General features: G+C 70.4%; 10 protein-coding genes. 6 read left to right on the top strand and 4 right to left on the bottom strand.

Annotated elements, in window-relative coordinates; genetic code table 11:
• Positions 1 to 20: 20 nt before the first annotated feature.
• The 3 genes from G3I56_RS18830 (at position 21) to G3I56_RS18840 (ending at position 2,544) form a co-directional block, all read left to right on the top strand.
• On the top strand, positions 21 to 776 hold the full coding sequence (locus tag G3I56_RS18830; RefSeq protein ID WP_164410358.1) for a GPP34 family phosphoprotein: 756 nt from the start codon (positions 21 to 23) through the stop codon (positions 774 to 776).
• Positions 777 to 1,248: 472 nt separating this feature from the next.
• Positions 1,249 to 2,106: a helix-turn-helix transcriptional regulator gene (locus tag G3I56_RS18835; protein WP_164410359.1), complete on the top strand. Its 858-nt coding sequence runs from the start codon at positions 1,249 to 1,251 to the stop codon at positions 2,104 to 2,106.
• Positions 2,107 to 2,334: 228 nt separating this feature from the next.
• Positions 2,335 to 2,544 (top strand): DUF397 domain-containing protein, encoded by a 210-nt coding sequence (locus G3I56_RS18840; RefSeq protein ID WP_164410361.1) that lies wholly within the window; start codon positions 2,335 to 2,337, stop codon positions 2,542 to 2,544.
• 115 nt (positions 2,545 to 2,659) lie between these two features.
• Here the strand turns inward: G3I56_RS18840 and G3I56_RS18845 are convergent, their stop codons facing one another.
• Positions 2,660 to 3,544: a hypothetical protein gene (locus G3I56_RS18845; protein WP_203690190.1), complete on the bottom strand. Its 885-nt coding sequence runs from the start codon at positions 3,542 to 3,544 to the stop codon at positions 2,660 to 2,662.
• A 102-nt stretch (positions 3,545 to 3,646) separates the two neighbouring features.
• Between G3I56_RS18845 and G3I56_RS18850 the strand changes: the two genes are divergently transcribed.
• Positions 3,647 to 4,432 carry an SDR family oxidoreductase gene (locus G3I56_RS18850; protein WP_164410363.1) on the top strand — a complete coding sequence of 262 codons (786 nt, stop codon included), beginning with the start codon at positions 3,647 to 3,649 and terminating at the stop codon, positions 4,430 to 4,432.
• A gap of 185 nt (positions 4,433 to 4,617) precedes the next feature.
• Entirely contained in the window at positions 4,618 to 6,189 is a 1,572-nt protein-coding gene (locus G3I56_RS18855; protein ID WP_164410365.1) for a sodium:solute symporter family protein, read from the top strand.
• Between the two features lie 148 nt (positions 6,190 to 6,337).
• On the opposite strand, the gene G3I56_RS18860 is transcribed toward G3I56_RS18855, so the two are convergent.
• Together G3I56_RS18860 and G3I56_RS18865 are read right to left on the bottom strand one after the other, a co-directional pair.
• Positions 6,338 to 7,471, bottom strand: coding sequence for an ADP-ribosylglycohydrolase family protein (locus G3I56_RS18860; protein WP_164410367.1), 1,134 nt, complete (start codon positions 7,469 to 7,471; stop codon positions 6,338 to 6,340).
• A 199-nt stretch (positions 7,472 to 7,670) separates the two neighbouring features.
• A complete protein-coding gene (locus G3I56_RS18865) occupies positions 7,671 to 11,069 on the bottom strand; it encodes an ATP-binding protein (protein ID WP_164410369.1) in 3,399 nt (1,132 codons plus the stop codon).
• A 134-nt stretch (positions 11,070 to 11,203) separates the two neighbouring features.
• Between G3I56_RS18865 and G3I56_RS18870 the strand changes: the two genes are divergently transcribed.
• Complete coding sequence (locus G3I56_RS18870) at positions 11,204 to 11,758, top strand: DUF2165 domain-containing protein (protein ID WP_164410371.1); 555 nt, start codon at positions 11,204 to 11,206, stop codon at positions 11,756 to 11,758.
• Positions 11,759 to 11,773: 15 nt separating this feature from the next.
• On the opposite strand, the gene G3I56_RS18875 is transcribed toward G3I56_RS18870, so the two are convergent.
• Positions 11,774 to 12,343 (bottom strand): hypothetical protein, encoded by a 570-nt coding sequence (locus G3I56_RS18875; protein ID WP_164410373.1) that lies wholly within the window; start codon positions 12,341 to 12,343, stop codon positions 11,774 to 11,776.
• Between the last annotated feature and the right edge of the window lie 53 nt (positions 12,344 to 12,396).

Consider the following 12,396-nt stretch of genomic DNA (forward strand, 5'->3'; position numbering starts at 1 on the left):
ATCCACGCGGGGAGGCATGGATGGGCAGGAGCCGCAGATCAATTCCGGAAGAGCTTCTACTGCTGGCGCTGGACCCGGCCACGGGTACCACCGCACAGCCGCAGTCGCTCGACCTCGGTCTGGCCGGAGCACAGCTAGTGGAGCTGGCGATGGCCGGACGGATAGCCCCAGATGGGGATCGTATCGCCGTGGTCGTACCACGGCCGACTGGAGATCCAACACTTGACTGTGCGTTGGAACTGCTTCGCCGACGCGGAGCACCCGTACGCGCAGTGAACTGGATTGGCGGGCCCCGCCTGGGGCTGCGTCAGACCTACCTCTCGCATCTCGAGCGGTGCGGCATGGTGCATGCCGTGGCGGGACAGATGTGCGGGGTGCTTCCGACGACTCGCTATCAAGCGACGGACACGGAGATCAGCCGGGAGATCAGAGCCCGACTGGACACCGCCATCCGCACCGGCGTCCCGCCGGACCCGCGGACGGCAGCGCTCGCCGCGCTGGCCCATGCGGTCGGTCTCGGCAAGCACCTGTATCCGGGTAACGAGGGACGTTCGTCCCGCTCCCGGCTACGGGACCTGATCCGGCACGACCCCATGGGTGGCCTGGTGGCTCACGCTGTCATGGACGTGCAGAACGGCGTCGCGGTCCAACCGCGTCGCAGCCCGGCACCGGTCGGCCGTCAGGCCGCCCCCGGAGCCAGGTCCGCATCGGAGCCCGCACGCGGCGTTCCGATGCAGCCGCACCACGGATCCATGGCGCGCGCCGTGGCTCACTGAGCCGCAGTCCCACGGCGAACGCCCGTATCCGCGAGGCACCCGCACGACCCCGTTCGACGCGCACACGCACCACGCAGGACCTCAACAGCGCCGCACCGCAGTCCCCAAGACCGGTTCGGGAGCCGCTGGCCCGCGCGGGGCGGTGAGGGACCGTAAGGACGTCCGCAAGGACTCCGGCCCGGCCCTCGCCGCCTCGCGCGGTCGCATGTCCGGGACCGGGCGCCCGCCGCTCACCCTTCGGCACATGTCCTCCGCCAGACGGCGTCCGGCACATGCGCGTACGGAGCCCGCCGGGAGCGAACCCGGACGGTAAGCGGAATCCGCCGAACTGGCGTGTACCGGGCGCATATCTCCCGCCTCGGCACCGCATATCCGCAGTTTCCCAGCGGTAGCGCGCACCTTGGTGGCAGTCTGCTCAACAGCAGATACGGAAAGTGGCAAGTACAGGTACGCAGCCGGAGGTGCACGTCCCATGGCGTCCAATGTGAATCCCACCGTCAGGCGACGCCGGTTGGGCCAGGAGTTGCGCAGGCTCCGCGAACAGAAGGGCATGACGGCCGAAGAGGTCGCGGAGCGGCTGCTGGTCTCCCAGTCGAAGATCAGCCGGCTGGAGAACGGCCGTCGCAGCATCAGCCAGCGCGACGTCCGCGACCTGTGCGGGGTGTACGAGGTCGAGGACCAGCGGATGGTCGACTCCCTGATGGAGATGGCCAAGGACTCCCGCCAGCAGGGCTGGTGGCACGCGTTCGGGGACGTCCCGTACAGCGTGTACATCGGCCTGGAGACGGACGCGGCGTCGCTGCGCGTGTACGACCCCCAGGTCATCCCCGGCCTGTTGCAGACCCGCCCCTACGCGGAGGCGCTCATCACCGGCGCGTTGCCCGAGACGCCCTCAGGTGACATCGACAACCGCGTCCAGGTCCGGCTGCGCCGCCAGGAGCGAATCACCGCCGTGGAGAACCCGCTGCGCCTGTGGACGGTGCTCGACGAGGCGGCGCTGCGCCGTGTCGTGGGCAACAAGCTGCTGATGCGGGAGCAACTGGAGTCCCTGGTCGAGCAGTCCCAGCTGCCGCATGTCACGGTGCAGGTGATCCCCTTCGAGATGGGGGCGCACCCGGGCCTCAACGGCCAGTACGCGATCCTGGAGTTCCCCGACGCCGCCGATTCCAGCGTGGTCTACATCGAGGGCGTCACCAGCGACCTCTATCTGGAGAAAGCGCAGGACGTTCAGAAGTACAGCGTCATGTACGAACACTTGCGGGCACAGGCTCTGAATGTGGAGCAATCCCGGCAATTCATCGCGGACTTGGCGAAAGAGTACGCACGTTGACGTTCTTGCGAAGCAAGGGCCGAACAGTACACCTCTGCATCACGCCAGTGGAAGAGCCCGCTGGTATATGCCACCCGGTCGAGTGAACGGCCGCTCCGCAGAGCGATGTTGGCGAGTAGCGTCGATCAGGCCATCGAAGAACAACGTTGGCGCAAACCGTGCCGCGGGCTCCGCAGGGTGTCCTCCGGTCGGCGACAGCAACTCACCCCTGGTCAAAGCGGAGCGAACATGGCAATTCAGCAAGGCGCCACGAGCACCTGGACGAAGTCCTCGTACTCCACTGGCAACGGCGCGTGTGTCGAGGTCAAGTCCCCGACTCACGCGGCGATGGCGGTCCGGGACTCCAAGGTCCCGGCCGGTCCGACGCTGGCTTTCCCGGCCGACTCATGGAACTCGTTCGTGGCAGAGGTCAGCCGGGGAGCATCCGACCTCGTCTGAAGCTTCACTTACTTCATCGCCACGTCCCACAACTTCATAAGCACCGCAGGAAGAGCCCTCTCGACTGGCCCGCCGTCCTTGCCGAGGGGGCTCGGCCATGCCCGGCTCCGGTCGGTCACCTGAGCCGGTCGACGTACAGGTCCGTCCCCGGCACCGTCGGAATGAACGGCGCCACCAACTCCACCCGCCCCAGGCCGACTTCGTTGACCGCCTCCTCCAGGCCCGTGAAGTGCGGCTCCCAGCAGTCCCGTGGGTCCGCCTCCAGGAACCACAGCAGCGTCAGCCGTACGTCCACACCCTCGACCTGCTTCACGTACGTCATACGGTCGCCGGGCAGCGGGGTCGGGTGGAAGACGGTGACCATCGCGGCGGGCGACCCGGCGAGCCGCTCGGGCAGATGCCGGGTGCGCAGCCACTCCAGCAACTCCGCCCGCGCTTCCGGGCTTTCGGCGTCGATGACCTGCAACACCAGGCCCGAGTACGGGTGGTCGAGGGCGTGGAAGTCACGGGGGCCGGTGGCGCCGTCCCGGTAGACCGTCGTCTCGTGGTCCTGGAACGCGGTGAAGACGTGGGTACGGTCGTGGTGGACACGCGCGTCGCGGTTGAGGCGTTTGTTGATGCCCACGGTCCAGCGCATGTGGTCGGCGTAGCGGCCCTCTGTGATCCAGTACGTGGAGAGATAGCAGCCGGCGGTGACCGGCTGCGCAACCGCCGACTTCTCGGGGTAGCGCAGGAGTTGGAGGTCCCGGGTCGCGACCCAGCGGCGGCCGGAGAACATCCACGGCATGGCCATCGCGCCAGCGATGAAATGATCATCTTCGTACCAGCGGTTGTACGCGTACTCGTGACCCGGGTGCGGTTCGACCATGGTGATGAGTGCGTGGCCCGGGCGGACGCCGTACGGGCCGAGGGCCGCCAGTTCGGCGTACACCTCACTGCGGGTCTCCTCGACCGCCTCCCGTGCGCCCGTTTCCCGTTCAGTCGTTTCCCGTTCGGTCATTCCCTTCGCCTCCCCTTCTCTTTCGCTCCTCTTCCTTCCTCCTTCGGACGCCCATACTCTGACGCTCCGTCAGACAATCCGCCAGAGCCGGGGAGGGCTTCGATGTCGCTGCTCACAGGGAAGACCGTGGTGGTCTCGGGTGTCGGCGCCGGTCTAGGGCGTCAGGTCGCGGCGGCTGTCGTGCGGGACGGGGGGAACGCCGTACTAGGGGCGCGTACCGAGGCGCACCTGGCGAAGACCGCCGGCGAGCTCGATCCGGACGGGGCGCGTACGGCGTACCGCGCGACCGACATCACCGACGAGGGGCAGTGCCGGGAGCTGGCCGCGCTGGCCTGCGAGCGGTTCGGGCGGATCGACGGGGTCGTCCATGTCGCCGCCTGGGACAGCTACTTCGGGGGGATCGAGGACGCTGACTTCGAGAGCTGGGCGGGGGTCGTCGACGTGAACCTGCTGGGCACGCTGCGGATGACGCGGGCCTGCCTGCCGGCACTGAAGGAGCGGGGCGGGAGTGTGGTGTTCATCGGTACGCAGTCCGCCGTGGCCGCGCCCTCGCAGGTGCGGCAGGCCGCGTACGCCGCCTCCAAGGGTGCGTTGACGAGCGCGATGTACTCACTGGCGCGGGAACTCGGGCCCCATCGGATCCGGGTCAACACGGTGCTGCCGGGGTGGATGTGGGGGCCGCCGGTGGAGGCGTACGTGCGGTTCACGGCGCAGGGGGAGGGGGTGCCGGAGGCCGAGGTGCGGCGGCGGCTCGCGGAGCGGATGGCGTTGCCCGAGCTGGCCACGGACGGGGATGTCGCGGACGCTGCGGTGTTTCTGGCGTCGGAGCGGGCGAGGGCCATCACCGGACAGTCCTTGCTGGTGAACGCGGGTGAGCTGATGCGGTAGCTGATATTCCGCCAATCTCTTGATGGTCGCGCTGAGTTCATGGACATGAACGAAGGTCAGTGCGGCGAACTTCTTTACTCCCTCTTGACTGTTCGAGCTGTTGTCGTTGCCATGCCATCGAATCGACGATGAGCGGGCGCTCGACACCCCCGCTCGACTTGCTCGACGCCCCTGGGAGGGAGCACATGAACGGCCTCGACTGGACCGTGCTCATCGCGTACTTCGGTGTGATGGTCGCGATCGGTGTCTGGTCCCACAAACGGGTCGACAACGTCAGCGACTTCTTCACCGCGGGCGGGAAGATGCCGTGGTGGCTGTCCGGCATCTCCCACCACATGTCCGGCTACAGCGCGGTGATGTTCACCGGCTACGCCGGTATCGCCTACACGTACGGCGTCACGTCGTTCATCACCTGGTCCTTCCCGATCGCGCTGGGCATCGCCATCGGCTCCAAGCTGTTCGCGCCACGCATCAACCGCCTACGGTCGCGGCTCCATGTGGCGTCACCGCTGGAGTACCTGAAGAACCGGTACGACCTGAAGACACAGCAGGCGCTGGCGTGGTCCGGGATGCTGTTGAAGATCGTGGACGTGGGCGCCAAGTGGGCCGCGATCGCGACCCTGTTGTCCGTCTTCACCGGCATGTCCCTCAACCAGGGCATCCTCATCACCGGTGCGATCACCGCCGTGTACTGCACGATCGGCGGCCTGTGGGCCGACGCGCTCACGGAGTTGGGGCAGTTCGTCATCCAACTCCTTGCAGGCATCGCGATGTTCATCGCCGTCGTCGGCAAACTCGACGACCACGGAGGGTTCTTCGGGGTCTGGGACGAGCCCGCGTTGCAGGGACACGGGAAGCCGCTGGTGGGCCCGTACGGCACGGTGTTCCTGCTCGCGTTCCTCTTCATCAAGCTGTTCGAGTACAACGGCGGCATGCTCAACCAGGCGCAGCGGTACATGGCCACGGCCAGCCCCCGGGACGCCGAGCGGTCGGCACGGCTGTCGGCGGTGCTGTGGCTGGTCTGGCCGCTGGTGCTGTTCTTCCCGATGTGGATGTCTCCGCTGCTGGTCCAGGCGCAGAAGCCGGACGGTTCCGACTCCTACGCCCTGATGACCGAACAGCTGCTGCCGCACGGCCTGTTGGGGCTCGTGATCGTCGGCTTCTTCTCCCACACCATGGCCATGTGCTCGTCCGACGCGAACGCCATCGCCGCCGTCTTCACCCGGGACGTCGCGCCGGTGGTCTGGAAGCGGGCACGGACGTGGACGGACTCGTCGGGGCTCGTCGCCGCGCGGGTGACGACCGTGGTGTTCCTCGGGCTGTCCATGGCGGCGGCCACGCAGATCAACTCCCCCGCCTTCAAGGACATCATCACCGTCGTCATCAAGTGGGTGGCCGGTCTGATGGGTCCGATGGCGATCCCGATGATGCTGGGTCTGCTGCGGCCGTTCCGGCGGTCGGGGCCGACGGCGGCGCTGGGCAGCTGGTCGATGGGGCTGTTCGCCTTCTGGCTGGTGAACTATCCGATCAACTGGAGCGTGGAGGGCGGGGTACCGCTCCAGTACCAGGTGTCGATCCCGCTGGCTGTCTCGCTGGTGCTGTACGTCCTGATCGGCTTCCTGCGGCCCGAGGACACGCCGGAGCGGTTGGCGATCATCGAGACCGTGAACACGGACGGGGACGACAGCGGGAGCGGGAGCGCGGCTGTGCGGGTGCCTGTTCCGCAGCCTGCGGATGTGGCGCCGGGCAAGGACTGAGGGTGCGGGTGGGTGAGGGTGGCTGTGGATGTTTTTTCGCCCCCGCCGCCCCTACCCGTCCCATCCTGTTCCTGGGGGCTGCGCCCCCAGACCCCCCTTCGCGCTGAAGGCGCTCGTCCTCAAACGCCGGACGGGCTGAAACGGACCTTCACGCCCGTGGGTATCTGGTGAGCCAGCCGGGGGAGGATCCTGCCGGGCCGTGCAGGGCCGGGCCCTGGGTCATCTCCATCGCGAAGTCGTCCGCCAGGACCAGCATCGTCGGTCGGCCTTCCAGTTCCGCCAGCCAGGCGGGCGGGAGGGCCGTCTCGCCGTGCAGGGCGCCCAGCAGGCCGCCGGTCAGTGCGCCCGTCGCGGCGGACGGGCCGCCGTGGTTGACCGCCAGGGACAGACCGTGGCGGACGTCCTCACCGACCAGCGCGCAGTAGACAGCCACCGCCAGGAGGCCCTCCGCCGTGCCGACGCCGGCCAGCTCCGCGACCCGTGCGGGGGACGGGATGCCCTGGCGTACGGCGCCCAGGGCCCGCTGGAGGGCGTCCGCCACCTGCTGGTGGCCAGGTCTGGCCGCCAGCAGGGCCAGCGCCCGCTGTACCGCCGTGTCGAGGCTCTCGCCGCGCGCCAGGCCGTGCACGATCACGGCGTACGCGCCCGCCGCCAGATAGCCCGTCGGGTGGCCGTGGGTCTGCGCGGCGCACTCCACCGCCAGCTGCATCACGAGCTGCGGCTCCCAGCCGACCAGGAGCCCGAACGGGCCCGAGCGGGCCGCCGCCTCCACCCCCGCCTCACCGGGGTTCTTGGGCGCGTCCAGGGTGCCCATCGTCTCGTCTCCCAGGCCTAGCAGGCAGGCGAGGGCCGGGTCGCGGCGGGCGTACAGCCACTCCTCGTGGGCCAGCCAGCCGTCCTCCTTGCGGCGCTCGTCGGGCCCCCAGTCGCTCTGGGTGGCCCGCCAGCGGCGGTAGGCGCGGTGCAGGTCGGTCGGCGGGTGCCAGGCGCCGGTGTCGCGGCGCACCTGGGCGCGGATCAGGCCGTCCAGGGTGAAGAGGGTGAGTTGGGTGAGGTCGGTGATCGCGCCGCGTCTGCCGTACGCGAAGGCCAGATCGGTGAGTCCGTCCGCACCGTAGGCCTCTTGGATGGAGGCGAGGGTGAGTCCGTCGAGCGGGGCGCCCAGTGCGTCGCCGAGAGCCGCGCCGAGCAGGGTGCCGCGGACCCTGCTGCGGAAGTCCTGCTGTTCGGGGCGGCCCCAGATGGCGCCGGACGCGGCACCGGTCACGCCACCGGATGTCATCACACCCACCTCGGACCTCCCTCACAGCATCGTTCGAACGATTGACAGCTCAGCACTGTAATCGACCGGGAACGGTCCGTTCAGGGCCCGTATTGGTATGCGGAAAGTGACATGAGAGGGCATGACTAGGCATGAGTGATCCCGGCTGGTCACCAATCGAGAGCCTCGGGCCCTCCCTCCCCTTTGTCGTTCCGCTTCCTCAGTCCGCGTACCGCCCGCTGATCGCCTCCCGGGCCTCCCGCACCCGGTCCAGCCGTACGGCGATCCGCTCCCGCTCCTCCGCCGGGCCGCCCGGCGCCGCCGCCAGCTCGCTCAGCAGGTCGGCCAGCCATGCCACGTCCACCCACTCCCTCGTCCCCGTGAGCAGGTCGGCGAGGCGTTCGTCCAGGTCCGCCCAGTCGCCGAGGCCCGCCGCGATCACCGCGTGCAGGAAGCCGGCGGCGCCCTCGGCCAGGTCCCAGCCGGAGGCCAGCCGGTCCGCCTCGCGCCAGACCGGGCGGGCGGCCTCCTGGCCCCGCTCCCCGGCGACCGCGAGGGCGAGACAGAAGGCGCCGCCGGCCTCGTGCAGGGCGCGCATCCGGTCCGCCGTCTCCCGGGCGGCCCTCCACTCCCCCGCCTTGCGCTGCACGCGGGCCAGCTCCTCCAGTCCGGCGGGCTCGGCGAGTCCGTGCCGCGCGGCCTGAGCGAGCGCCGTCGCCGCGTCCTCGGGACGCCCGTCCAGAAGGTGGATCTGCGCGAGGGTGTGGTGCGCCCAGGCCCGGTCGTCGCCGATCAACAGATAGCGGTGGAGGTCGGTGCGGGCGTCCTCGGGGCGGCCCACCGCCAGCAGGGTCATGATCCGGCGCATCAGATGCCAGGCCCCGTCCGGGTCGAGCGCGACCGCCAGGTCAAGGTCCGTCAACGCGTCGCCGTACAGCCGCAGTTCGTGCAGTACGGCGCCCCGGCAGCCGATCGCCCACACACTGTCCGGTGCCAGCGCCAGCGCCCGGTCGAGGTCCGCGCGTGCCTCCTCGAACCGGCCCAGGCAGCGGAGCGCCTCACCCCGGTTCCACAGCGCCCACGCGCTCTCCGGCTCCAACTCGACCGCCCGGTGGGCGTCTTCGGACGACGCCTCGTATCCGTCGGCCCGCCGGTGCACGACCGAGCGCTGCACCAGCGCCCAGGCGTACGCCGGATACAGCTCCAGCGCCTTGTCCAGGTCGGCCAACGCCTCGTCGTGGCGGCCGAGTCGGCTGCGGGAGACGCCCCGGCTCGCGTACGCCGACGCGTAGGCGGGGTCGAGTTCGAGGGCGCGGTCGTAGTCGTCGAGGGCGTCGGCGTCTCGCTCGGCGGCCCGCAGCGCGTCGCCACGCTCGCACGCGACCCAGGCCAGCTCGGGGCCGAGGGCCACCGCCCGGTCCAGGTCGGCGAGTTGACCGGCCCGCTCCCCGCGCGAGCGGTGCACCCGGGCCCTCCGGACCAGCGCCCACACGTGCTCGGGGTCCAGTTCGAGGGCCCGGTCGAGGTCGGCGAGGGCGTTCTCCGTGTCGCCGGTGCCGTGCCGGGTCACGCCCCGGGAGGCCCAGGCGCCGGCCAGGTCGGGGCCGAGGGCGACGGCCCGGTCCAGGTCACGGACGGCTTCCTCGTGGTGGCCGAGGATGCGGTGGTAGTCGCCGCGTACGAAGAGGACGCGGGCGGTGTCGGGGGCCAGTTCGTCGGCGCGGTCGAGGGCGGCGATGGCGGCGGCGTAGTCGCGCTGTTCGGCGCGGGTGACGCCCCGGCCGTAGTAGGCGCGCTCCAGCCCGGGATCGAGGGCGACGGCCTGCTCGTACTCCCCGAGAGCCTTGTCGTGCTCCCTGCCCATGCGCAGCTCGCGCCCGCGCAGCATGCGTGCGACGGCCTGCCCGCGCGCGTCGAGCCCGGCACGGCCCAGCAGCAGCGCGAGCGCACCGAGCACCCCGCCTTCCCGGCTCTCCCGGCTCTCACCGCTTTCTCCTCCGTGGCCGTCGTCGGCGAGCGCGTCGAGGAGGTCGCGTCCCCAACTCCGCACCGCCGGTGCCTCGTTGTCGTCGCCCGCCTCCACCAGGACGCGCGCCCACCGCCGGGCGACCACCTCCCCCTGGTCGCAGGCGTCGACGAGGTCCCGCAGGACGACGGGCAGCGCGGTACGAGGGGAAGCGCACAACAGGTGGTACGACTCGGCGAGCCGCAGCTCCCGCCACTCCTCCGTCGCCCACAACTCGTCTGCGGCGAGGGGAACTTCGGCCTCGGCGCGCCAGTCGGCGAAGGTGTCGGCGAGGCCGGTGTGCTGCTCGGCCCAGCGGCGCGGGGAGCGGTGGCGCTGGAGACGGAGCATGGGGGCGCGTACGACGTCGTGGTACTGGACGCGGTCGCCGCGATCGCTCACGAACGGCAGCGACCTCAACCACCCGAACAGCAGGTCGAGTTCGGCATCGTCCCGCGCCTGCTCGGAAGCGACAGCCGGGAGGGCGGCCCGGAAGACGTCCGCGTCCAGACGCCGGGGCAGGGCGCAGGCGAGGGCGGCGGCCTGGCGTACGGGGTCGGTCTCCCACTTCAGGAACCGGCCTACGGCGGTGGCGCTCGGGTCGCCGATGTCGTCCGGGTCGGTGGGGCGGGCCTCGGCGAGGGTCGACACCAGCACCGGCAGCCCGCCGGTGAGCCGCAGCACCTCCTCGACGACGGGCTCGTCCGTCACGCCCTTGTCGGCGAGCAGTCCACGCGCCTCCGCCTCCGTGAAGGGTCCGAGCGGCACCTCGGTGACGAAGTCGGCGAAGCCGCCCCAGCGGCCGGTGTCGAAGGGGCGCTGACCTGCGGTGACGAGGACGAGGTTGGCGGGAAAGGAGAGGTCGCCGTAGCGGTCGGTGGTCATGATGTCGTGCAGCCAGCCGTCGAGGAACGGGCCGGTGCGCTCGTACGTGTCAAGGAAGAGGACGATCCAGGGGACGGCGGCGCAGATGTCGTCCAGCTCGGCGAGCAGCACCGGCGTGAGGACGCGCTCGGGCGCGAGGACGAGCTGTACGTCGTCCTGGTTGCGCAGCCGGGCGGCGATCCCGGCCCGTACCCGGTCGGCGCCCTGGGCGATCCGGTCGGCGTCGAGGGCACCGGCGAACGGCCCGACGACCGGGATGAGTCCGGCGCCGACGAGCCCGATCCGGGCGGCCGTCAGACTGCCTGCCGAGGGACTGCCGGCCGAGGGACCCTCGGGCTGCGGTTCGAGGCTCGCGACGGCGGACTCGGCCTCGTGCCGCCGCTCCCGATGGGCCGCGAGCAGCCGCTCCAGCTCCTTGAACCGCCGTCCCTGGGCCGCGAACTGACGACACATCACCGCCAACGCCTCCGGCACACTGCCGACGCCCTCGTCGACGTACGCGGTGAGCGCGCCGCGCTCCTTGGCCTGCTGCTCCAACTCCCTTACCAGGAAGGTCTTTCCGACGCCGGCGTTGCCGTGCACATGGAAGCGGAAGCGGTGGCGTTCGTCGTCCGGCGGCAGGTCGAAGTTGGCCCGGAACGCGGCCCGTTCGGCGCCCCGGCCGACAAATCCGGCGCGTCTGCGCTGCTGGATCAGCTGCCGCATCGACGGGCGCGGGGCCTGAGCCATCCGTACGTCTCCTCGTGTCCTGGCAAGTGCCCTGGCAGTTGTCCTGGCAGGTGTCCTGGGTCATCCACCAGTCTGGCCCAACTCATGGACAGGGACGGGGAGACGGCGCCCGAACCGTTCCATAGAGTTACGCCATGACCACAACAGGTACCCCCCACCCCACCCGTACCTCCCGCTCCCCACACACCGCGCTCACCCTCGCCGCGACCCTGCTGACGGCGACGGTCGCGCTCTACATCGCCCTCGTGGCGCTCGGCAACATCACCGACTTCGACTCGAACCAGCAGTTCGTGCGCCATGTCCTCGCGATGGACACCACGTTCAAGGACGAAGACCTGATGTGGAGGGCCATCACGTCCAAGGGCCTCCAGGACACCGCGTACGTGGCGATCATCGTGTGGGAGACGCTCGCCGCGTTCGTCCTCATCGCCGCCACCTGGCTGTGGGTGCGCCGCGACCTCGAACAGGCACGGCGCATCTCGACGTACGGCCTGCTGATGCTGATGCTGCTGTTCGGCGCCGGTTTCATCGCGATCGGCGGCGAGTGGTTCGCCATGTGGCAGTCGGACGACTGGAACGGACTGGACGCGGCGACACGCGTGTTCACGCTGAGTGGGGTGGTGCTGCTGGTGATCCACCTGCCGGCGCGTACCGCGTCGTCGGCCGAGGACCGGCCCTCGGCGGAGTAAGCGCGGGCTGCGGCGCTACTTGACGACCGTCACCGCGGTCCCCGTGTCCCCGAAGGCCCACAGGGCGGTGCCGTCCGCCTTGGACATACGGATGCCGCCCGTCTGCACACCGGACGCGGGCTGCGGTGAGGCGCCGTCGACGGCGTTGGAGAAGGCGATCGAGAGCCCGGAACCGGTGGCGAAGAACATGACGTGCTCGATCGCGACGCCGTCCGAGCCGGTACGGGCCTCGTCCCGCTGCCCCACCGCGTACTTCCCCGGGTCCGGGCTCACCGAGCCCGGCCACACCACGAACGTACGGCGGGACTGGTCGCTCGCGTCGACCAGCCACACCCGTTTCTGCCCGAGTGAGTAGACGACCCGCCGCCCGGTCCCCGACCCGTCCGGCACGGCCGCCTCGGCGGCCTGACTGGGCTTGGCGGAGGGTTTCACCGAGGCGGACGCGCTGGGCCTGGCGGCGGCGGTGGCGTGGGGCTGCGGACCCCGCTCGGCCTTCACCGCCAGCACGGTGACCGCGGCGACCGCGCCCAAGGTGAGACCGGTGACCCAGACCGATGAGGGAAGCCGTCGGGCAGCCACGGTCACGCATCTCCTCAGCAACAGAACCCGCCGCCGGGTCCTCCGCCGGGGGTCGGATC

Source organism: Streptomyces sp. SID12488 (assembly GCF_010548275.1).
GTDB lineage: Bacteria > Actinomycetota > Actinomycetes > Streptomycetales > Streptomycetaceae > Streptomyces.

Coding starts and splice junctions, on each gene's coding strand:
- G3I56_RS18830 (WP_164410358.1), top strand. CDS start 21: ATGGGCAGGAGCCGCAGATCAATTCCGGAAGAGCTTCTACTGCTGGCG.
- G3I56_RS18835 (WP_164410359.1), top strand. CDS start 1,249: ATGGCGTCCAATGTGAATCCCACCGTCAGGCGACGCCGGTTGGGCCAG.
- G3I56_RS18840 (WP_164410361.1), top strand. CDS start 2,335: ATGGCAATTCAGCAAGGCGCCACGAGCACCTGGACGAAGTCCTCGTAC.
- G3I56_RS18845 (WP_203690190.1), bottom strand. CDS start 3,544: ATGACCGAACGGGAAACGACTGAACGGGAAACGGGCGCACGGGAGGCG.
- G3I56_RS18850 (WP_164410363.1), top strand. CDS start 3,647: ATGTCGCTGCTCACAGGGAAGACCGTGGTGGTCTCGGGTGTCGGCGCC.
- G3I56_RS18855 (WP_164410365.1), top strand. CDS start 4,618: ATGAACGGCCTCGACTGGACCGTGCTCATCGCGTACTTCGGTGTGATG.
- G3I56_RS18860 (WP_164410367.1), bottom strand. CDS start 7,471: ATGACATCCGGTGGCGTGACCGGTGCCGCGTCCGGCGCCATCTGGGGC.
- G3I56_RS18865 (WP_164410369.1), bottom strand. CDS start 11,069: ATGGCTCAGGCCCCGCGCCCGTCGATGCGGCAGCTGATCCAGCAGCGC.
- G3I56_RS18870 (WP_164410371.1), top strand. CDS start 11,204: ATGACCACAACAGGTACCCCCCACCCCACCCGTACCTCCCGCTCCCCA.